At 37.4% G+C, this 20,340-nt stretch carries 20 protein-coding genes; 4 read left to right on the forward strand and 16 right to left on the reverse strand.

What is annotated here, in order from left to right; translation table 11 throughout:
• Positions 1–6: 6 nt before the first annotated feature.
• From EPL02_RS02230 to EPL02_RS02255, 6 genes are all read right to left on the reverse strand, one after another.
• Complete coding sequence (locus EPL02_RS02230; protein ID WP_131886901.1) at positions 7–1,314, reverse strand: opine metallophore biosynthesis dehydrogenase; 1,308 nt, start codon at positions 1,312–1,314, stop codon at positions 7–9.
• Complete coding sequence (locus EPL02_RS02235; protein ID WP_131886902.1) at positions 1,301–2,116, reverse strand: SAM-dependent methyltransferase; 816 nt, start codon at positions 2,114–2,116, stop codon at positions 1,301–1,303. Before EPL02_RS02235 ends, EPL02_RS02230 begins: the two co-directional genes overlap by 14 nt.
• Positions 2,117–2,139: 23 nt before the next feature.
• A complete protein-coding gene (locus EPL02_RS02240) occupies positions 2,140–2,976 on the reverse strand; it encodes a histidine racemase CntK family protein (RefSeq protein ID WP_131886903.1) in 837 nt (278 codons plus the stop codon).
• Positions 2,977–3,146: 170 nt separating this feature from the next.
• The gene (locus EPL02_RS02245) at positions 3,147–3,425 is read right to left on the reverse strand and encodes a hypothetical protein (RefSeq protein WP_131886904.1); all 279 of its coding nucleotides are present in this window, start codon (positions 3,423–3,425) and stop codon (positions 3,147–3,149) included.
• A gap of 62 nt (positions 3,426–3,487) precedes the next feature.
• Positions 3,488–4,936 carry a DHA2 family efflux MFS transporter permease subunit gene (locus EPL02_RS02250; RefSeq protein ID WP_131886905.1) on the reverse strand — a complete coding sequence of 483 codons (1,449 nt, stop codon included), beginning with the start codon at positions 4,934–4,936 and terminating at the stop codon, positions 3,488–3,490.
• A 233-nt stretch (positions 4,937–5,169) separates the two neighbouring features.
• On the reverse strand, positions 5,170–5,760 hold the full coding sequence (locus EPL02_RS02255) for a TetR/AcrR family transcriptional regulator (RefSeq protein WP_131886906.1): 591 nt from the start codon (positions 5,758–5,760) through the stop codon (positions 5,170–5,172).
• Positions 5,761–5,887: 127 nt separating this feature from the next.
• On the opposite strand from EPL02_RS02255, the gene EPL02_RS02260 reads away from it, so the two are divergent.
• The 4 genes from EPL02_RS02260 to EPL02_RS02275 all read left to right on the forward strand — a co-directional run bounded on the left by EPL02_RS02260 (position 5,888) and on the right by EPL02_RS02275 (position 9,931).
• Positions 5,888–6,739: an ABC transporter ATP-binding protein gene (locus EPL02_RS02260; protein WP_131886907.1), complete on the forward strand. Its 852-nt coding sequence runs from the start codon at positions 5,888–5,890 to the stop codon at positions 6,737–6,739.
• A complete protein-coding gene (locus tag EPL02_RS02265; protein ID WP_131886908.1) occupies positions 6,739–7,443 on the forward strand; it encodes a hypothetical protein in 705 nt (234 codons plus the stop codon). The genes EPL02_RS02260 and EPL02_RS02265 overlap by 1 nt, the downstream gene beginning before the upstream one ends.
• Positions 7,440–8,393: an ABC transporter permease gene (locus EPL02_RS02270; RefSeq protein ID WP_131886909.1), complete on the forward strand. Its 954-nt coding sequence runs from the start codon at positions 7,440–7,442 to the stop codon at positions 8,391–8,393. Before EPL02_RS02265 ends, EPL02_RS02270 begins: the two co-directional genes overlap by 4 nt.
• A gap of 368 nt (positions 8,394–8,761) precedes the next feature.
• Complete coding sequence (locus tag EPL02_RS02275; RefSeq protein WP_131886910.1) at positions 8,762–9,931, forward strand: macrolide family glycosyltransferase; 1,170 nt, start codon at positions 8,762–8,764, stop codon at positions 9,929–9,931.
• Between the two features lie 86 nt (positions 9,932–10,017).
• On the opposite strand, the gene EPL02_RS02280 is transcribed toward EPL02_RS02275, so the two are convergent.
• The 10 genes from EPL02_RS02280 to nikB form a co-directional block, all read right to left on the reverse strand.
• Entirely contained in the window at positions 10,018–12,192 is a 2,175-nt protein-coding gene (locus EPL02_RS02280; protein ID WP_131886911.1) for a DNA topoisomerase III, read from the reverse strand.
• A gap of 159 nt (positions 12,193–12,351) precedes the next feature.
• Positions 12,352–13,356, reverse strand: coding sequence for an aldo/keto reductase (locus tag EPL02_RS02285; protein ID WP_094909706.1), 1,005 nt, complete (start codon positions 13,354–13,356; stop codon positions 12,352–12,354).
• 216 nt (positions 13,357–13,572) lie between these two features.
• A complete protein-coding gene (locus EPL02_RS02290) occupies positions 13,573–13,995 on the reverse strand; it encodes a cytidine deaminase (RefSeq protein WP_094909705.1) in 423 nt (140 codons plus the stop codon).
• Positions 13,992–14,846, reverse strand: coding sequence for an MBL fold metallo-hydrolase (locus EPL02_RS02295; protein WP_025907664.1), 855 nt, complete (start codon positions 14,844–14,846; stop codon positions 13,992–13,994). The genes EPL02_RS02290 and EPL02_RS02295 overlap by 4 nt, the downstream gene beginning before the upstream one ends.
• Positions 14,847–14,957: 111 nt before the next feature.
• Entirely contained in the window at positions 14,958–15,434 is a 477-nt protein-coding gene (locus EPL02_RS02300; protein WP_131886912.1) for a nucleoside deaminase, read from the reverse strand.
• An 85-nt stretch (positions 15,435–15,519) separates the two neighbouring features.
• Entirely contained in the window at positions 15,520–16,836 is a 1,317-nt protein-coding gene (locus EPL02_RS02305; RefSeq protein ID WP_131886913.1) for an MATE family efflux transporter, read from the reverse strand.
• Between the two features lie 57 nt (positions 16,837–16,893).
• Positions 16,894–17,724, reverse strand: coding sequence for a nickel import ATP-binding protein NikE (nikE, locus tag EPL02_RS02310; protein ID WP_094909702.1), 831 nt, complete (start codon positions 17,722–17,724; stop codon positions 16,894–16,896).
• A 26-nt stretch (positions 17,725–17,750) separates the two neighbouring features.
• Positions 17,751–18,554, reverse strand: a complete 804-nt coding sequence (gene nikD / locus EPL02_RS02315; protein WP_094909701.1) for a nickel import ATP-binding protein NikD — start codon at positions 18,552–18,554, stop codon at positions 17,751–17,753.
• 5 nt (positions 18,555–18,559) lie between these two features.
• On the reverse strand, positions 18,560–19,393 hold the full coding sequence (nikC, locus tag EPL02_RS02320; RefSeq protein WP_094910148.1) for a nickel ABC transporter permease subunit NikC: 834 nt from the start codon (positions 19,391–19,393) through the stop codon (positions 18,560–18,562).
• 5 nt (positions 19,394–19,398) lie between these two features.
• Positions 19,399–20,334, reverse strand: coding sequence for a nickel ABC transporter permease subunit NikB (gene nikB, locus EPL02_RS02325; protein WP_078989927.1), 936 nt, complete (start codon positions 20,332–20,334; stop codon positions 19,399–19,401).
• Positions 20,335–20,340 lie beyond the last annotated feature (6 nt).

A 20,340-nucleotide genomic window follows, 5' to 3' on the forward strand; every position in this document is an offset into this window, starting at 1 on the left:
TTATTTCTATTGTTTTACTATTTGTTTATCAAGAGCTTGATAAATCATGCTTATATCATCTTCAAATGCTAAATTTGAAAATGCGGCTGAAAGCTTTACATCTTCATAAGCTTCTGAGAATGCCCTTACTTTCTCTTTATACGCTGTTAAAAACTGATCAATAGTTGGACAATCACACTCTACGTATCTAGCGATTGCTTGAATCATTTTCAGCCGGTAATAATCCTCTTTAGGCATTCGTGGAATATCAAACTTTTGTTCTTTATTCACAAATACGGTTTGAAGCGGAACTGCTGAAAAGTCGAAGTAGCGCCCATGTTCGTCAGGCTCTGAGAATGGATCCACAAGTAAAGATGCATATCGTACGTACAGCAAATATTCTTGGTGAATACTCTCTAACTCACTGAACTTTTCGATATCGTGTAAAGACAAACTTTCTCTTCGTACAGGATAATTATCTTCCGTCATAAATTTCAGTAAATTCAATTGTTTAACGTTAAGCCTTGAAATAATGCTCATAATTTCTTTCCATTGATTGAGCATATTCTTAATTAATGAAGGCGTAATCGGCCCTTCTGGATACATTTTATATACGTATTTCAGATGCTTTTCCTCTTTAAGAATATAGCTGAGTGAAAATTCATTCATAAACAAAGGAGGATGCACGTATAGAGAAATGTTTCTCGTCTCTGCTTCAATCGGTGTTTTCATTACTTCAATTGTTAAATTTAACTGTTTGTACAGATTAACAAGCTTTTCAACCGCTTCAGACGAAGAGTTCGTAGAGCCTAAGTAAATCTTCTTTTTTACAGCCGTTGTTAACACTTGATTTGATGGATAAGAGCTTAACCAACGCGTATCTCCAAAGTATGTAGAAAAACTAATGACCTCAACCTGAGGGTTAAACTGTTTCATATAGTGATGTACTAAGTAATTTGAGCCAAGAGTCGGTGATATTAATATAACGGTCTTCACATCTTTTAACGTATTTTTATGAAGCGAGGTTAATACGTCTAGATATGCATCAGTTGTGACGGCTAAAATAAGCGTATCCCATTCTCCAACCACTTCTTCATACTGAAAAAATATATCATCAACTATAAATTGCCCCTGCATCTTTTCATGCTTTCGATTTTGAACAGCTACCTGAACAAGATGACCGTGTTCAGCTAAGGAAGCAAAAAATTTTTCTGAACGCACAGAAGTCCTTCCTGCAATACCAACTCTACTGCTTAAAGCTTTCTTAAAGTTTAATCCTAGCTGTAAAGCGGTTGGTCCAGTTCCCAACACCAAAACATTCTTAAACGACTTCAACTGCTTCACCCTTTCTTTGTTTTTGATAAAGCGCGATATCAAAAACTTGATTCGGACGCAACACCTGTTCAACGAGCATCCACTTTTCGCTATTGACTTCTTTAAGCGGATAGTTAAACAGTGATTTTAAGTCGTTACCATATCTCATAGCAATCGTTATTTCATCTCTCGTTAGATTATATAGCTGATCTAATAAGTCGTATTTTTCCTTCACAGTAGAGCTGAAAATAACGTGGGTAATATCTTTTAAGCAGTCTAACTGGTCCAGTTGACTATTTTGAACTCGCACATTCAGTCCGTCACCTAGTATGCGTAATACTTCTCCACCTAGCTCGATGGCTTCGTCGTCAATATCAATACCAATAACCTCTGCTCCTGTTTTTTTTGCAATCAATAGTGGCGTCATCGGAAAAGCTCCAGAGCCAACTAATAGAACTTTAGAAGTGGGTTTCACTTGGAAATTACCAAACTCTTCTTCAATACAAGACTCGATATTTTTGAAATAATCAGTAATGTTTGATTGTCCACCAAGCAATTGAAGAGCGCGATACTTTTCCATAATCGCTACGCAACGAGCCGAAATCTGCTGTAGTTCTGTAAGTAGTTCCTCATTGATGTCTTCTACCTGAAGTAAGAACCACTTCTCTCTGTTAGATTCATCAATAATAAATGCTGTATATTCGTTAATTAATTTCTCTAGCTCTTCACAATGCTGAGCGGTACTGTCGTATTGTGAAGCCCAATAATTAAACTTACCTGAAAAGTCCAGTAGCTGATGTTTAAACTTTAATAGTTCTTCCACACAATCATCTCCAATCTTACGTTTTATACAGTAACAAATGCCTTTCCTTGAGCAACAATGCGAACTGTGCCTTCAATTTGCACATGTCTCACAAATCCATTTTCATACTTTCCAAATACACGAATACCACCGCCAGGCTGCTTAATCTCTACACTAATCTTTTGTTTTGATAAAAATGCAAGATACGCACCTATTGAAGCTGTTCCAGATCCGCATCCCCTTTCCCATACCATGCTGTTTAGCTTAGGAATATAGATGAGTGGGGCTAAGTAAGATCTGACTTTTTCGTATAGTAACACCCCAATTAGCGTTGTTTCAGGGAAACTTTCTTCTAGGGAGCGTGCAAGTACTTCTGCTGCTGTTTTCACCTCTTCATCAACTTCGTCTACTTCAAGCACAATGTGTAGAAAATCCTCGTACTCAACTGAGTAAGCATGAACATATGTATTCTCGTACTCTATAACTCTAGGTTCAATTCGTTTAGGTAGCGGCATCGCAATGCGACATTTATAGTCATCTTCTACTTTTCGCACCTGACAGGCAATCAGCTCCTCAGCTCCTGAAGCTTCAATCGATAAATGTGATATCCCATTTTCCTCAATGCCTCTTTGATGGGCAATAAATGCAGCTAAAGACATACAAGCGTTTCCGCAAAATTCATTTCCAGCCATTTGAAGGTGCCCATCTGCATTTCCATCTTTGGGTTCTTTAATAAAACCTACTTGCTCTGCATACACATGATCGTACGCCATCATCTTTAAAGCTATTTGTTGATAGTCTCCGTTGAAATGATGACTCTTAACTAAGATTGTCATGTTTTGTGTAGGACTTAATTTAATAAACTCTACCTCTTGCTTCATCACATATACCTCTATATCATTTTTATACTCACAAGAAAATAGGAATGATTACTATTTTCAATAACAAGGATTATAACTCGCTTTCTAAATAGTGTCAACAGTGTATAAAATTTCATTTTCTTTTCATAAATAAAGGAAGCTAGGTCATTAAACCTAGCTTCCTGTCCGCTTTACTCCTTAAATTCTCCTGGTTTTAAATCTTTTAAGCCTGCTTGTAAGTAATAGAAAAACCTTGACTTCATTTTTTCTTCCATATTTATTTCCTTTACATCTGTATAAATATAATGAAACCACTCTTTTTCTAACTCTTCAAGGTTTTTACCGTAAACCTTTTTCAACACTTCTTCTAAGCCTGCTTGATTGTACACTTGCTCAAACTTTCCAACCCCATACTCATTGTCTTTTTGTACACGCAACTTCCTCTTTACATATACTTGAATTTTAATCATTTTTTTACTTTTATAAAAATAAAAAAAGAGCAGTTCAATCTAGAACCACTCTTTTCGTTATCTTAATGTGCTTGCTCTTGGTTATCTACAATAATTCGCTTAATAAAGAACGAAATAATCAAACCAACAACAGCCACGATTGCACCAAAGATAAAGGCGTTTTGAACACCCTTGGTAAACGCAAGCACTGCATTTAATGGATCTGTTGGGTCTGATACAGATTCCATAAAGCTTCTAGAACCTGACGATAAAATTGAAATTGCAACCGCTGTTCCTACTGCACCGGCTACTTGCTGCAGCGTATTCATAATTGCTGTACCGTGTGGGTAAAGCTCTGGTGGCAGCTCGTTTAAACCATTTGTTTGAGCCGGCATCATAATCATGGAAACGCCAATCATAAGAGCAATATGCAAAGCAACAATAAGCGATGTTGACGTTTCAAGTGAAATCGTTGAAAAGCCAAACATTGTCGCTACTACAATGATAAGACCAGGAATAACTAACCACTTAGGGCCAAAACGGTCGAATAGCCCACCCATTACAGGTGAAAGAAGTCCGTTCACAATTCCTCCTGGAAGAAGCATCAATCCGGCTGCAAATGTTGATAGAGCTAGTGATGTTTGCAAGTATAATGGTAAAATCATCATGGATGACAAAATAACCATCATCGAAACTAAAATTAAGAGAAGACCAACAACAAACATTGGGTACTTAAATGCTGTTAAATCAAGCATTGGCTCTTTCATCTTTACTTGACGAATTGAAAAGACTACCAATCCTAAAATTCCAACAACAAGCGCGATAATTACTTCGGTACTTCCCCAGCCCCCGCCTTCTCCAGCGCTGCTAAAGCCGTACACAATCCCACCAAAGCCAATGGTTGAAAGAATAATGGACAGAATATCAATTTTTGGCTTTGTTGGTGTTGTAACGTTTTGCATAAAAAATGCTCCAAACACTAATGCCACAAGCAGTAATGGCAGTGAAATCCAGAAGATCCAGTGCCAAGTAAGTGTTTTTAAAATCAACCCTGATACTGTTGGACCAACCGCTGGTGCAAACATAATTACAAGACCGATAATCCCCATCGCTCTTCCACGCTTATGAGGCGGAATAATGACCAAAATCGTATTAAACATTAGGGGTAAAAGAAGTGCTGTTCCAATGGCCTGCACCACGCGAGCAATCATTAACACGCTAAATGTTGGTGCGATTGCTGCAATAAACGTGCCAATAATGGAAAAAATGAGTGACGCAATAAATAGCTGTCTCGTTGTAAACCATTGAAGAATGAAACCTGAAATTGGTACTAAAATACCAAGCGTTAATAAGTATCCTGTTGTAAGCCACTGTGCCGTTGTCTCATGAATACCAAAGCCAATAATTAAGTCACGCAGAGCCATATTTAAAGCCGTTTCACTGAATAATCCGATGAACCCAGCGATCAGAAACGAAGCTATAATCGGCAAAGCTTTTACATTCGAAGCCTGTGCAGCCTGATGGTTACTCATAGTAAATTCCTCCCTCTTACTATCTTTTTATAAGTACATAACAGTATATAAGTAATGTCCTCAGCCTAAAGAAATATACCATTTATAGGATTATCATACAAGTTTAATGATTTGTTAAAAATAAAAAAAGACTTTAAGACATTCTTAAAATCTTTTTAGATACTCAAACTATTATAAAGATAAATCTAATTTTACTAATTATATTAATTAAAATGTAATTTAGACTTTCGACCTTATTCTTTATACCCTGATATACCATATAAGAGAATCCTCAAAATGGTTTCATGATCGTTGACATTTTTTCCGCTAAATAAAATGCTACTTTTAGAAGCCATATCTTGTCTGTAAAGTTCGATTACTTTCATAATCATTTCATTTGGAATCTCTTTTGAAAATATACCTTCACGCTTACCGTCATTAATAAACTCTATTATTAATTCATAAGTCTTTGAAATAAATTCTTCTTCTATCATCTTTTTCATTGCTGGATCATTCATCATTAATTCGATAAACTCTGGATGAAATTGAGTAAGAAGTTCTGTTTTTGTAAAGATTAGCTTAGCTATTTTTTCATCCATTTTTACTTTAGATTTAGTAATCTCTTGAGCAAGTTGCAGCTGTTGAAACAGCACAAACCTCACAATTTCAGTCATTAATCCTTCTTTGCTTCCAAAGTAATTGTAGATTGTAACTACTGAAACCTTTGCTTTTGATGCAATATCGCGAATAGAAACTTTTCTAGGAGATAGCACTTTAAACAATTCAAGAGCTGATTCAATAATTAACTCTCTCTTTTTATCCGTTCTAATTTTAAAACCATCCATTATTTTATTTCACCTCAAAAATATTATAACAAATCATTGATTTTGTTTCAAAATTATTATAAGATTTATAAAAAATGAAACAAAAAGTTAAATTTGTTTCAAAAATAAGAAACGGGAGAAATATTTTATGCAAAAAGCAATCGAAGTAAATGAACTAACATATTCTTATGACAAAAAAAGTCATGCTGTAAACAATTTATCTTTTGAAGTGAAAAAAGGTGAAATATTTGGATTTTTAGGCCCAAGTGGTGCAGGTAAATCCACTACCATTAAGCTATTAACAAGGCTTATTTCTCCTCCACCCGGTAAAGTATTTATCTTGGGTCAAGATATGTCTAAAGTAAAATATTCTTTTTATAAGAAGATAGGAATTGCTTTTGAAAATGATGTACTGTACCCTACATTAACTGGATACGAAAACTTAATGTTGCACGCTAAAATCTATGGAACACCTAAAGAAGAAGTTCTTGATATGTTAAAGAAAATGGACTTGTTTAAATCCAAAGATAAAAAAGCTGGGGACTATTCTAAAGGTATGAAAACAAGGCTGGTTTTAGCAAGAGCTTTAGTTACAAAGCCAGAAGTTCTATTCATGGATGAACCTACATCAGGTATGGACCCAGAAATAGCAGCTTATGTACGAGAAATTATTTTAAACTTGAATAAAAACGGCACTACCATGTTTCTAACAACGCATGATATGAATGAAGCTGAAAAACTATGTGATCGAATTGCTTTTTTCAATAAAGGCAAGATTATTGAATTAGATACACCAGAAAATTATAAAAAGCGATTTGGTAAACAAGTAGTTACAGTTGAACACAACGGACAAAAGAAAACTTTCTCCAAACAAGATGATTTAACTATGCTAACTGACATTATAAATAGTAAGAGTTTTGACAGCATTCATTCTCAAGAAGCTAGCCTTGAAGAGATTTTCATTAAAGTAGTAGGTCGAGGACTAAAAGGAGAAGCATGATGATTAAAATTGAATTTATTAAGCTAATTAGAAATAATATAGTAGCTTTAATTTTCGGATATATCTTTTGTATGGCTTTAGGAATTAACGTTCTGTCTTTTGGTTTTCAACATATTCAATGGGTCGAACAGTGGATGCCATGGCTAACCATTTTTAATGTTGTTATTTTAATTGATCTTTTGTTCTGGATGGCTGCAATGCAAATATCCGAGGATATTGATACAAATATGATACAAGTTATGAGAACTAGCAGAAGTATTACCCAGTACTTCTTTAGTAAACATGTACTACTTTTGCTTATTATTTTAATAGCTTCATTTCTGGCTGTGATCCCAAGAATAAACGAAATAGAGTTTGTTATACAGTTTTTATTTTTGACCCTCATTCTTTCTCTAGTAATGATTAGCAGTGGTGTTCTGTTAGCTATGATTGTAAAAAAACAAAGTATTGTCATGCTAGTAGGTAGTATTGTTACAGGTTTTATCTTTGCAGTTATGATTAGAGCTATTTTGCCGCTATGGAATATTGATTCTATTCCATTCAATCCATTTGAACCCTTTATTAAGACCTATTACTATCTATATCTAACTGAAGGTCCTGCGCCTAGTTCATATACTGGATTGTTTTTATTTTCAATTATATTTTATGTAGCCAGTATTTTTATCTTTAAAAAGTTAATGTTTGAGAGAGGGTTCAGGTTATGAAGAATACTTTTTTTACTTTTATGCTAAAAGATTTACTACTCGCACGTCGCAATATATTAATCTGGCTTATCATCGCTTTTCCTATATTTACTGCCTTTGGTGCTTCTGGCATAACAGAGACATATTCAGATATGCCAAAGATTGTAGTACTGAAAGATACAAAACAACCTGTAACTATACCAGCTGAAATTATGGTCTATGAAGTAAGTTCTTATGAAGACATGAAAACTAAGGTAAGGGACTTAGACACTAAAATAGGCTTTATGAATGGTAAACTAATCACTGATGGCAGAGAATCTCCTGAGTCTGTAAAAAAAGCAGCAGCAATACTAGATGGTAAACCAATTGAAGCTGGAAAGCTTAGTCCTACATTGTTTAATAAAGTGTATGCTTTTAACCTTTACGGATCATTTTTGTTCTTTGGAATGATTTTGTTATTTAGCCTAGTTGAAGAGAGAAAAAATAAAACAATAGACTTACAGCATGTTCAACCTGCTCATCCTGCTATACCTGTTTTAGCTAAACTAACGGTCGCTTCTATCATTACTTTAGTTGACTTTGTTGTATGTAGCTTTATATTAAACGTTCCTTTTAACATAGTACCGATATTGTTCATCATAATTATCGGCATTTTGCTTGGCACAGTACTTGGTTTATCAATGGCCTTTTACGCGTCAACCGAGACACAAGCTCTCGCCATCTTGAAGCCAATTACATTTGTTTTTCTTATATCGATTCCTGGATTAGGTCTATTTTTAGAATCAGATATTGTACGTATAATCGCTATGTTTAACCCATTTTATTGGTTTCTTCAACTAATCTATAGTTTATATACAAACGATTTAGATCTATCCTCTTTATACCTAAGTTTCACTTTATGTATTATAGCTCTCCTATTTATCATAGTGAACTGGCATAGAACGCCTTACGGAAGAAAAAACTCCAATTAATTTTTCAGCAGGTAACAGTAAGGAACCTACAAATCATCGCCTGTAGGTCCCTTACTGTTTTGGTTATAATTTTAGCTATCTACTTCCTTGAACCCTCCGCAATTAAAATCAACTTTACTCTTTCAACTTCTATTTCTGCTGTCTTCCTTTTTATTTTTAGGGACTATTGGAACAGGCTTTCATATATCCATTTCACTATTTTCCACTATATTACTATTATAGAAGCCATATTTATTGCGCCCTTTCAAAAAGTATGATAAAAATGTTTCCATTGCCTACCATTTATTTATGAATGGGGAGCTTACTACATTTGCTTAAAATCAGCACCTAATAGATTTTAAGTATATAGATAAGGAGCCGTGGTTTAAGTGGCAAACATTTTAATGGTTAATTTTCCTGCAGAAGGACATGTTAATCCTACTATCGGTATTGTGAAAGCCTTTACAGAAAGAGGTGACAGCGTCCACTATATTACAGCTAAAAAATTCAAGAAACGCTTAGAAGGCGCAGGAGCAACCGTCCACCTTCAGCCTGATTTGTTAAGCAAACTGGAAATTGATACGCATTCCACACAAGGGTTACATACGTTTTTAAACATGAATATTCAAAATTCCCTGGATACGTTAGAAGTGACAAAGAAATTATGTGAAGAATTTACATTTGATTTTGTATTTTACGAAAAATTTGGTGCTGGCCAGCTTGTAAGAGACTACTTACAAATTCCTGGCGTGTGCTCATCAGCTTCCTTTTTATTTCCAGAGGAATTTCACAAAAACATGCCTCTATCTCACTTACAACCAAATGAAGAAGCGCTAAATCTTCTTGAAAAAATGAAGACGCAGTACGGTGTGGAGCCAGAAAACATCCAGCAGTTTATGAACAACACTGCTGATTTAACATTTGTATTTACCAGCTCATATTTCCAGCCTAACAATGAGCAATTTGATGAATCAAAAGTCTTCATTGGTCCGACTTTTCCTAACCGTGCTGATAAAGATAACTTTCCTATCAATCTGCTAAAGAATGAACAAGTGCTGTTTATCTCAATGGGCACGGTACTTGATCACACTGAAGCTTTTTTCAACATGTGCATTGATGCCTTTGCAGACTTCGATGGTAAAGTAGTCATTGCTGCAGGTGAACGCGTTGACATGAATCAAATTAAAGAAGCACCTGAAAACTTTATCATTTCTGCTTACGTGCCTCAGCTAAAGGTCCTTGAGCACACAGATGTATTTATTACGCACGGAGGCATGAACAGCGTAAACGAATCCATTCATTTTAACGTTCCAATGGTGGTTATCCCCCATGATAAAGACCAGCCGATGGTTGCCCAGCGCTTAACCGAACTTGATGCTGGATACAGATTGCAAAAAGAGCACGTCAATTCAGATACGCTCAAAAAAGCGGTCAACGAAGTGCTTGCTAATGAACAGTATACAAAAGGAATTCAGTCTATTAACCAAAGCTTTCAAGAGTGCGGCGGTGCTAAAGAAGCGGTCCGTATTATTGATCGATTTGTTGCGCGTAAGCTATAAAGAAATTAAACAAAGAACGGAGCTGTTAGGTGACAGCTCCGTTCTTTGTTTAATCTTCAGCTTTAGAAACAACAAATTTTCATCATTTATTTTTCAAACAAAAACTGCGTTTTATCTCCTTTGAGCTCAAGCTTCGCGTCAAAGGTTTTGTCTCCTTTTTTAAAGCCTTTTATAAGGTTCGTTTGTCCGTCTTTTAACAGCTTTTTCGCATTTGCCTGCGAAATTGTTTTGCCAAGAATCTTTTTTGAAAATGTAAAACTGCACTGATTACTTTGATAATTAGAACAGCCATAAAACGTTCCTTTGTCAACGATGTCACCATCGCATTTTTTACAGCTTCCCACTTTGGTTCCAGTCGTTTTGCCTTTACCACCTTTTTTTCCTCTTGTTTGCTTGAACTCACTGAGATCAAAGCCGTCAAACGACCATTGGTTGCTTTGTTCCTTTGCATCCTCAATTAATTTAAGAGAAAGCTTCTTTACTTGTTCCATGAATTCTTGAGAAGATGCTTTTCCTTGACCAATTTCATGAAGACGCTGCTCCCACTTAGCCGTCATTTCAGGTGATGCAAGGATACTTGGTCCGATTGATTGAATTAGTACTTTTCCTTTATTCGTGGCAAACACCTGATTCTTCTTCACTTCAATATACTTGCGATCACGTAGGACGCTAATGATTCCTGCACGCGTGGCTTCTGTTCCTAGCCCCTGCGTTTTTGTTAACACTTTTACAAGCTCATTGTCATCTAAATGCTTTCCGGCTGTTTTCATTAGCGTAATAAGCTGACCTTCCGTATAGCGCTTTGGAGGCTGTGTTTTTCCGTTTTTCACCTTTACATCCTGAACAATTCCTTCTTCTTTTTCTTCTAGTGAAGGCAGGTCTTGTTCATCCTCATCCGCGTCTTTTTCTTTTTGCTTCCCATAAATCACTTTGCGCCAGCCTTCTTGGATTTGCTCTTTTCCTTTTGAAATAAACGTTGCCCGTCCTTCGACGAGCGTATGAATGGTCGTATAGTCGAAAATGGCTTGCTCATAATGTGCCGCAATTAATCTTTTAACAATGAGCGTATAAATGTTGGATTCTTCCCCTGACATTTTAGCTGGATCTGTCACCTGCTCTGTCGGAATAATGGCATAGTGATCCGTGACTTTCTTTTCGTTTACATACCGTTTATTATTCATAATGGACTCAATAGGAAGAGGGAAAAATTCCTTAAATGCACCAAGCTCACTAATCTTTGCAAGCGTCTCTGGGAACATTCCCGCTTCTTCTTTTGTCACGTAGCTCGAATCAGATCTTGGATAAGAGATAATCCCTTTCACATACAGCTTTTGCGCAATTTCAAGCGTTTTTTGCGGTGAGTATTTGAACATTTTATTAGCTGTTGCTTGTAATGAGGAAAGGTTGAATAAAAACGGTGCTTGAAACTCTTTGCGCTCTTTTTCAATGGAATCAATAACCGCATTTTTCCCTTTACAAAACTGCATAATTTTATGGGCCATCTGCTCATCGGTCAAGCGAGACTCACCGTCTTTATGCCACTTACCGTGATATATTTTGTTGTCCATATTAAAAGTAGCCAGCACTTCCCAAAACGGTTCAGACTTAAAATTTTCAATTTCGTGCTCGCGCTTAACGATCAAAGCAAGCGTGGGCGTCTGCACTCGTCCTGTCGAAAAAACGTCTGAAATTCCTTTTTTCTGAAGCAAGAGCGTGTATGCTCTAGAAGCGTTCATTCCGATTAACCAATCCGCACACGCTCGGCTTAACGCTTCGTAATAAATATCTCTTGTTTCTTGTTCTTCTAACAGGTTTTCAAAACCGTTTACCACTGCTTTTGGCGTTAGCGAAGAAATCCACAGGCGCTTCATCGGCTTCCTGTTTTTACAAAGGGTTAGGATGATTCGAATGATTGCCTCCCCTTCACGCTCAGCATCACCTGCGATAATAACTTCATTCACTTCTTGTCTATGTAGTAAATCTTTAATAATTGAAAACTGCTTCCACTTTGACTTCGTTACGCGATGTTGAAACTGCGTGGGTACAATCGGGAGCGTATCAAGCGACCATTTTTTCCACTTTTGATCGTACTCTTCGGGTGGTACAAGCTCACATAAATGCCCAATTGCCCACGTTAAATATGCTCCTTCTGGAAACAAATGATTCGGAGCAATCTCCACATAGCCGTCTCGCTTTTTAAACGAAAAAGGCGACGCTAGCTTTAGCCCTTGATCTGGTTTTTCTGCAATAATTACCTTCATTTAGTTAATCACCTTATATCTTTAATTCATTAAAATAGCGTTGCTCAATTGTATTATTTTATCATATAAATGCTTTTAAGAGTATGTTGGAGTGATTAGCACCCTATCAAATAAAAAAACCTCATCTCTACACAAGTAGAAAGATGAGGTTTTTTTCACTTAGTTAGCCGGTAGTGGTACATGTGGTGCCACAAGATTTTCTTTACGCATTTCTTCCCAGAAAGCGGCTGGAATCGCTGTATTTAATGCTTCTTTATCTTCTAAAATACGCTCAGGTCGGCTAGCTCCTGGGATAACAGCCGACACTGCAGGGTTTGCAAGTGCAAACTGTAAAGCAGCAGACTTAATGGTAATATGATGACGCTCAGCAATTGCTTTCATCTTTTCAACTTTGGCTATAATCTCCGGTGATGCTGGTTGATATTCAAAGTGTGTGCCACCTGCAAGAACTCCGGAACTATATGGCCCCCCTACTACAATAGCCATGTTGTGTTTTACTGCTGATGGCATTACCCGTTGTAGTGCACGTTCGTGGTCTAAAAGCGTGTAGCGCCCAGCTAAAAGCGATACGTCTGGTTTTGCTTCTTCTAATTCAAGCATTATTTCAATCGGCTCGACACGGTTGACACCAAGCCCCCAACCTTTAATAACCCCTTCTTCACGAAGCTGAGTCAGCACTCGAAAAGCCCCTGTTCTTGCTGATTCAAATTGAGCTAGCCATTCGTCTCCGTAAAAATCTTGCGCTACGTCGTGAATATAAACAAAGTCGATACGATCAGTCTTTAAACGTTCTAGACTTTGTTCAATGGAACGGAGCGTTGCATCTGCACTATAGTCGTTAATAATTTTATTTTTCCTTCCAAATTCAAACAAGCCACCCTTTTCACCAAAATCACGAGCTGAAGGATCTTCTAACTCGTCTAAGATGACTCGTCCAACTTTTGTACTTAAGACATACTCATCTCGATTTCGATGTGATAGTGCTTTTCCCAGTCGAATTTCTGCTAATCCTGCTCCGTAAAAAGGTGCTGAATCAAAATAGCGAATTCCATTTTCCCATGCAGCATCTACTGTAGCTATGGCTCCTTCTTCTGGAATGTTTCTGTACATGTTCCCAAGTGGAGCTGTACCGAATCCAAGCTTACCTTTTAGTATTTCTTTCATTGTTTGCATCTCCTTTTACGATTATATTCTGTAAATTAACCATTTATAAGCTTTTATAAACAATCACATTCATTAGATATGTATTCATTATGACGCGTATAAAGAGATAAAAAAAGTACGTACTTCCAAGTAATATAGTCACTAAAAAGTAACCTCTTCATTAAAAAAACCCTACTTTTACTTAGCAGACTTTCCGAGCATTAATCATTACTTCTTTTATCTTCTTGTATATTTAAGAGGAAGTAACTCTCCAACTGTCGTTTTCACTAATTTACCGTCTACTTCCAATATCACGTAGCAGTTTGGTGCATAGTCTGAAATAAGCTCGCGACACATTCCACATGGGCTCACCACTCGAATGGTTCGATCTTCTTCATCACTATAAGGGTGCCTTACAGCTACAATCGTATCAAAGCTTTTATACCCATTTGAAACGGCACTTCCAATAGCGATGGCCTCTGCACAAACGGTCACTCTGCCAATGTACGCTTCAATATGAACAGTAGAGATAATCTCACCTGTTGCTAAGCGAATAGCTGCTCCTACATGATGCTTATCATCTTCATACAGTGCCGTAATCTTTTGCTTAGCCGCTTCAATTAATTCCAAATCATGTTGATTAAGTTCTAATACTTTCATTGCTTTTCCTTCTTTCGGTTACCTTGTAGAAAATAGTCCAGTAGCTCTTTTTCTTCTTCATTAGGACTTCTATGTACCTCTTCCTTAAACTTAGTAAGCATTTCTTGTTCAGACAGATAATCTTCAGCAATTTTGGATAGCTGCTGTAGCTGGTCGAGATATTTAAAGAGCTCAGCTTTTGTTTCTACATGATCATGAGATGTTGCATACCAGTTTGCATTGTAAGAGCGTACTTGTTCGATAACCTTTTCTAACTTACTAGAATCATAGCTCCAGCTTCCGCTATAAAAGTCAGGGCTTAAACAATCGCCTAAAAACACCATTTTTTCTTCTGGAATGTAGATGACTGAGGAGTCTTCTGCATGGTCGCCTCCAATATGCTCGATTCGGCAGCTTATGCCCCCTAAATCAACTTCTAGGCTTTTATCAAATGTAATAACAGGTGTTTGAATATGTAAATTAGAGCGGTCAGGCAGCTCTTTTTTTATCATCTCCTGACAAAATTCAATTTCAATTCCATCTCTCACTCGTTGATCTAGCGCCTCGTTATCCCATGCAAACGACTGATATTCTTTTAATCTAGCTTTTGTTAAATCATGTGCAACGCTTACAGCATCAATAGCTTGTAGTCCAAACGTATGGTCCCAGTGCCAATGAGTAAGCGCGACAATATCAATCTTTTTTTCCGTAACGTTTTGAAGCTCCACTTGGAACAGTTCAGCATGAGCAGGTGAATTACCGCTATCAATCATTAGACAGTGCTTCTCCCCAACAACAGCTGCTAGCAAAGGTCGGTCCGTTTCAGGCTGATGATCTAAATAATAAATGTGTTTACCAATAGGTTTTAACATAACCTTCTCCTTTTTTATCTTACTATTTTTTATTGTACGAAAATTTAAGATTAATTGAAACAGCATATACAATAAAAAACCTGCTGATCATCTTCAGCAGGTTTACTCTCATTATTTCTGATGAAGCCTCACATGCAGCTTCCGAACTTCCTCAGCTAATTCAGGGACAGGTCCTTCTACTTCAATATCCTTCACCACTTCTTGAATCGATAGGTTACGCACAGGTGACGGAGCAACGTTTAGCTCGTGCAGCCACTGGGCTAGCTGGTTCGATGAACTTGCATAGATAATTTTCCCTAACCCAACCCAACCGTGCGCAGCTGAGCACATGGGACAGTGTTCACCTGATGTATAAACAATTGCACGCGCTCGCTCTTCTTTTGATAAGTGCTCGGCTGCATAGCGCGCGATTGAGAATTCAGGGTGCTGCGTATCGTCACCGCTTGAAATACGGTTATAGTCTTCAAAAAGCACGTTGCCATCTTCTGAAACTAGAATAGAACCAAACGGCTGGTTTCCTTCTTCAAGCGCGCTTCCAGCCAATTCCACACAGCGCTTAAGGTGCTTTATATCCTGTTCTGTAATCATCTATATTGCCTCCTATCAGTTATTCTATTTACAGAATAACTGATGCGCGTGTTTCTTTCCAATTTTCTACCCTTTGAAACATTTATTAAGCTGCGTTCGACTGACTTGAAAATCGTTTATTTAAGCTAGGAAGATACATAACTAAAAATACCGACCTTCCAACCGTATATAAAATAAACGCCAGCCAAAGCCCGTGATTATGCCATATAGGCGTCGTAACGACCTGTGCACCTATGTATAAAAGCATCGCATAAATCATTGAGTTTCGAATTGGTGCAATATATGTTGCTCCAGTAAATGCCCCGTACATAACAAGCCCAAAACAAGCCACAAAAGGATATAAAATGAGCCATACTCCATATTCAGTCGCAAGCGTAATCACGCTGGGTAAAGTCGTAAAGAGCTTAACGATTGGTTCTAAGAAAGCTGCGTATACTCCTGCTATTACAAAAGCTACAATGACGGCCCACTTCCTCGATAGAGATAAAGTTTGGATATACAAACTTCGATCTTGGGACCCTACTGCTTTTCCAACAAGAATACTTGAAGCATTTGCAAAGCCATCAAAGAAATAAGCCATAATATAGTGAATTTGAAATAGTACTGCGTTAGCTGCTAAAAATTCCGTGCCCAACGAAGCACCTTTAGCTGTAAATAAGTTAATAACAACTAACAAACAAATCGTACGTATAAATAAATCTTTATTCACATTAAACATTTTTTTTACAGATGCTGTATCAAATAGAATACCTACTGAAGGTGTTTTCCACTTAAACGGAGATGCTTTAGAAACAATTAATAGTCCTAAAATAAACGCTGTGACTTCGGCTATTAATGTAGAAGCTGCAACGCCTTTAACGCCAAAAGAAAAAACCTCTACGAATAAAATGGCAAGCGTCATATTTAACACGTTCGTGATAATTTGCAACGAGAGCGAATGCTTGATTTTAGCCATTCCCATTAGCCAACCTAAAATCACATAGTTCATTAATGTAAAGGGTGCTCCCCATATACGAATTGTAAAATATTCAACTGCGAATTGGCTTACTGCCGCATCTGGAGACACAATTGCCAAAGCTGCACGCTGAATCGGTACCTGTAGCATAATAAAAATAAGGCCAACGGCTAGAGCGATTAAAAATGGACGCGACAATGCAAGTATTCCTTGCTCAGAGCTGTTGGCTCCATTAGCTTGTGCTGCAAAAGCAGATGTGCTAACGCGCAAAAAACCAAACAGCCAGTATAATGTATTAAAAATAAGGGCTCCAACTGCTACACCGCCAATATACGCTGGATCTGAAAGTCGTCCAACCACGGCCGTGTCGACAGCTCCTAATAAGGGTGTCGTCATCGTTGAAATGGTGAGTGGAATAGCTAAAGCAAGATATGTACGATAATTCAATAAGCCACGCTCCTTTTTTCAAAGATAATAGCCTTGATTATAAAAACCAAGGCTTTTTTACGCATGGGCATACGCTTTTTCTTTTGTTCCAATCGAACGAAAGCGCGGATGCTCTGCAAGAATCGAGCTTCTCATTTCTTTCACTGCTGAATGTTCCGAAGTGAAAAACTCATGTTTTGAATCATACTGTTGTACTAGTTTTCCTTTTTCTAATACTCCAATTCTATCGCTGATTGTATACGCAGCTTTAATATCATGCGTAATGAAAAGATAAGATAGCTGGAAGTCTTCTTTTAATCCTTGCAATAGCTCTAGTATTAATGTTTGGGTCACCATATCCAGGCTACTAACCGCTTCATCTAATACAATTAATTTTGGCTTCAATGCAATTGCCCTTGCAATATTAATTCGCTGCAGCTGTCCACCGCTAAACTGATGAGGATATTTCTTCAAATCATTTTCACTAAGTCCTACTCTTTCCAACAGTTCGATAACAGCTTTCTTTTGCTGTGCTATCGTTAAGCTTTCGTAGTTTTCTAGCGGTTCAGCAATAATGCGTTCTGCTGTTAAACGGGGGTTAACCGAAGAATATGAATCTTGAAACACCACTTGAAGATCACGGCGAATTTGCTGATGAGTTTTCTTACCTGCTTTGTAAAGATTATGACCTTGAAATAAGACTTCACCATGCTCAGGCTGTTCTAAGCCAAGGATTACTTTCCCTAACGTACTTTTACCGGCTCCACTTGTCCCAAGCAGTCCTAGACATGTTCCTTTTTCTATAGAAAATGAGATATCAGAAAGCACTTCTCTTGAATGGCTTTCTTTTTTAAAAAAACTCCTGCTTTTATAGCGATGGCTAACGTTATTTACTTGTAATAAAGTCATTTCTTCACCTCTTTACGAATTAATGATTAATCTAGATTTAACATGGGTCTAGATTGTAAAAGCTTCTTCGTATACTCATGCTTTGGATAATCAAATAATTTAAATACATCTGTTTGTTCTACGATTTCACCTTTTCTCATAACTGCTACTTGATCAGCCATTTCAGCAATCACGCCTAAATCATGCGAAATTAATAAAATAGCTGACCCATAATCAGCGCGAATATTATTTAAATGAAGTAATACTTTCTTTTGATTATAAACATCAAGAGCAGTTGTCGGTTCATCTGCAATAATAACAGCTGGATTTAAGCAAGCCGCAAAAGCAATCATCACGCGCTGAAGCATGCCCCCACTTAGCTGAAAAGGATACTGCTTTAAAATGTTGGCTGGATTAGGTAAATTGACGGCTTTCATCGCTTCTACAGCCATCTCCCTAGCTTGTTTCTTATTCCATTTTGTATGAGAGCGAATCGTTTCAACAAATTGATGCCCAATTGTAAAAACCGGCGTGAAAGCATTCATTGGGTTTTGCATGATAAAGGCAATTTCTTTACCACGAACAGTACGCATTTCTTTTTCATCCAGTCCGTTAAGCTCTTTACCGTTTAGAAGAATACTCCCATCGACATGTACGCTTTTTTGCTGAAACAGCTGTAGGATTGCTGTGCTGGTGACAGTTTTTCCTGAGCCACTTTCTCCTATTAACCCTAGTACTTCGCCACGCTTTAGATTTAAATTAATATTTTGAACCAAAGAAGTGTGGCCACTCGCTGTTTTTTTGTATACGTGTAAATTCTTCACTTGTAAAATATGTTCCAACTTCTTCATTCCTTTTAGAACTGACGTTTGCTTCCATATCGCTCTGATAAAGCTTCACCTAATAAATTAAACGTAACCACGACAAGCATGATGGCTAAGCCTGGATACAGCATTAGTTCAGGGTTTGTTCGAATATAGGATTTTCCTTCATGAATCATTGCGCCCCACTCTGGTGTTGGAGGCTGGACTCCTAGCCCAAGAAAAGACATTGCAGATATATCCATGATGGCCCATCCCATTTCGAGTGTTCCCATGACAGCAAGTGGAGGCAGTACGTTTGGGATGATATGCTTTCGAATAATCTTCCATTGTGATGAACCGCTAACTTTCGCAGCAGCAATAAAATTTTGTTCTTTTAAGCTCAGTACCATTCCTCTAAACATCCGCGCGTAATAAGCCCACTGCACAAGGATTAAGGCAAAAACAACCTGTGAAAGTCCTGGTCCAAGTATACCAACAAGTCCAAGAACAAGAATTAGACTTGGAAACGCCATAATACCGTCGCATAGCCTCATTAAAAACTGATCAATCCAACCACCTTTATATCCTGAAAAGGCTCCCACCAATAACCCTATTACCAGTGATGAAACGAAAATAAGCGTCGCAAACCCCAATGAAATGCGCGCTCCATATAAAAGACGTGAAAACGTACAGCGACCTAGATGGTCCGTTCCAAGCGGATATTCCAAAGACGGTGACTGAAGCTTATGAGCTAGATTAACAGCAATTGGATCATTAGGAGCAATGAAAGGAGCGAATATAGCAGTGATAAAAAGAATCCCTAATATAATCGAACAAATTGCAATTACCTTTTGAGATTTAAATAGTTTATAAATGCCTAACTTCATCACTACTATCCTTCTTTCCTTGAAATCCGAGGATCAATGTACATTTGAATTAAATCCACAATCAAACTACTAACAATAAATAAAACAGCCGCAATTAACACATAGCATTGAATGACAGGAATATCTCGATTAAAAATTGCTTCAATAAAATAGCGGCCAAACCCAGGCCACGAAAAGACCGATTCAACGATGATTGTTCCTGTAAGCAACTTACCAAGGTTCATTCCAAGTCCCGTAATCATTGGAGAAATAGCAATCCGTAAGACGTGCTTTGTCATAATTACCCTCTCACTAATTCCTCGTGTTCTAGCAAATAACACATAGGGTTCTTCTAAGTTCTCTAGAACACTCGTACGCAGTAGCCTTGTATACATAGCAATTAGCGGAATAGCAAGGGTAATCGCTGGCAACACAAGATGCTTCCAAGTTCCAATCCCTTCCACCGGAAACAGATCAAGCTTAACAGAAAAGAAAAAGATTAAAATATATCCTAACCAAAATGTAGGAATAGATGCTCCGAAAAAAGAGATGACTCGGCTGATATGGTCAACAGCACTATTCTTCTTTATTCCAGCGATAAACCCTAAAGGGACGCTGACAATGATCGCAATTACAAAGCTTCCAAAAGCTAGCTGCAGCGTAGCTGGCAAGCGGACCATTACTTCATCTAAAACCGGCTGATTTGAAAGATAGGATATGCCGAAGTCAAGCTGGCATATCCTGATAATTGCATGTACATATTGAAGAAAAAATGGTTGATCTAATCCAAATTCTTGTCTTTTTTGCTCTAAAATCTCATCTGTTGGCTGGATATGGGCTGCTGCCAAATATGCTTCAGCTGGATCAACAGACGAAAGATGAATCATTCCAGTTGTAATAAGCATTACAAAAAGAAATACAGGAACAATTGACATCATTCGTTTTAGTATAAAATAGCCCATAACGCA

It is taken from the genome of Bacillus sp. CBEL-1 (assembly GCF_004348885.1).
GTDB classification, from domain to species: domain Bacteria; phylum Bacillota; class Bacilli; order Bacillales; family Bacillaceae_H; genus Priestia; species Priestia aryabhattai_A.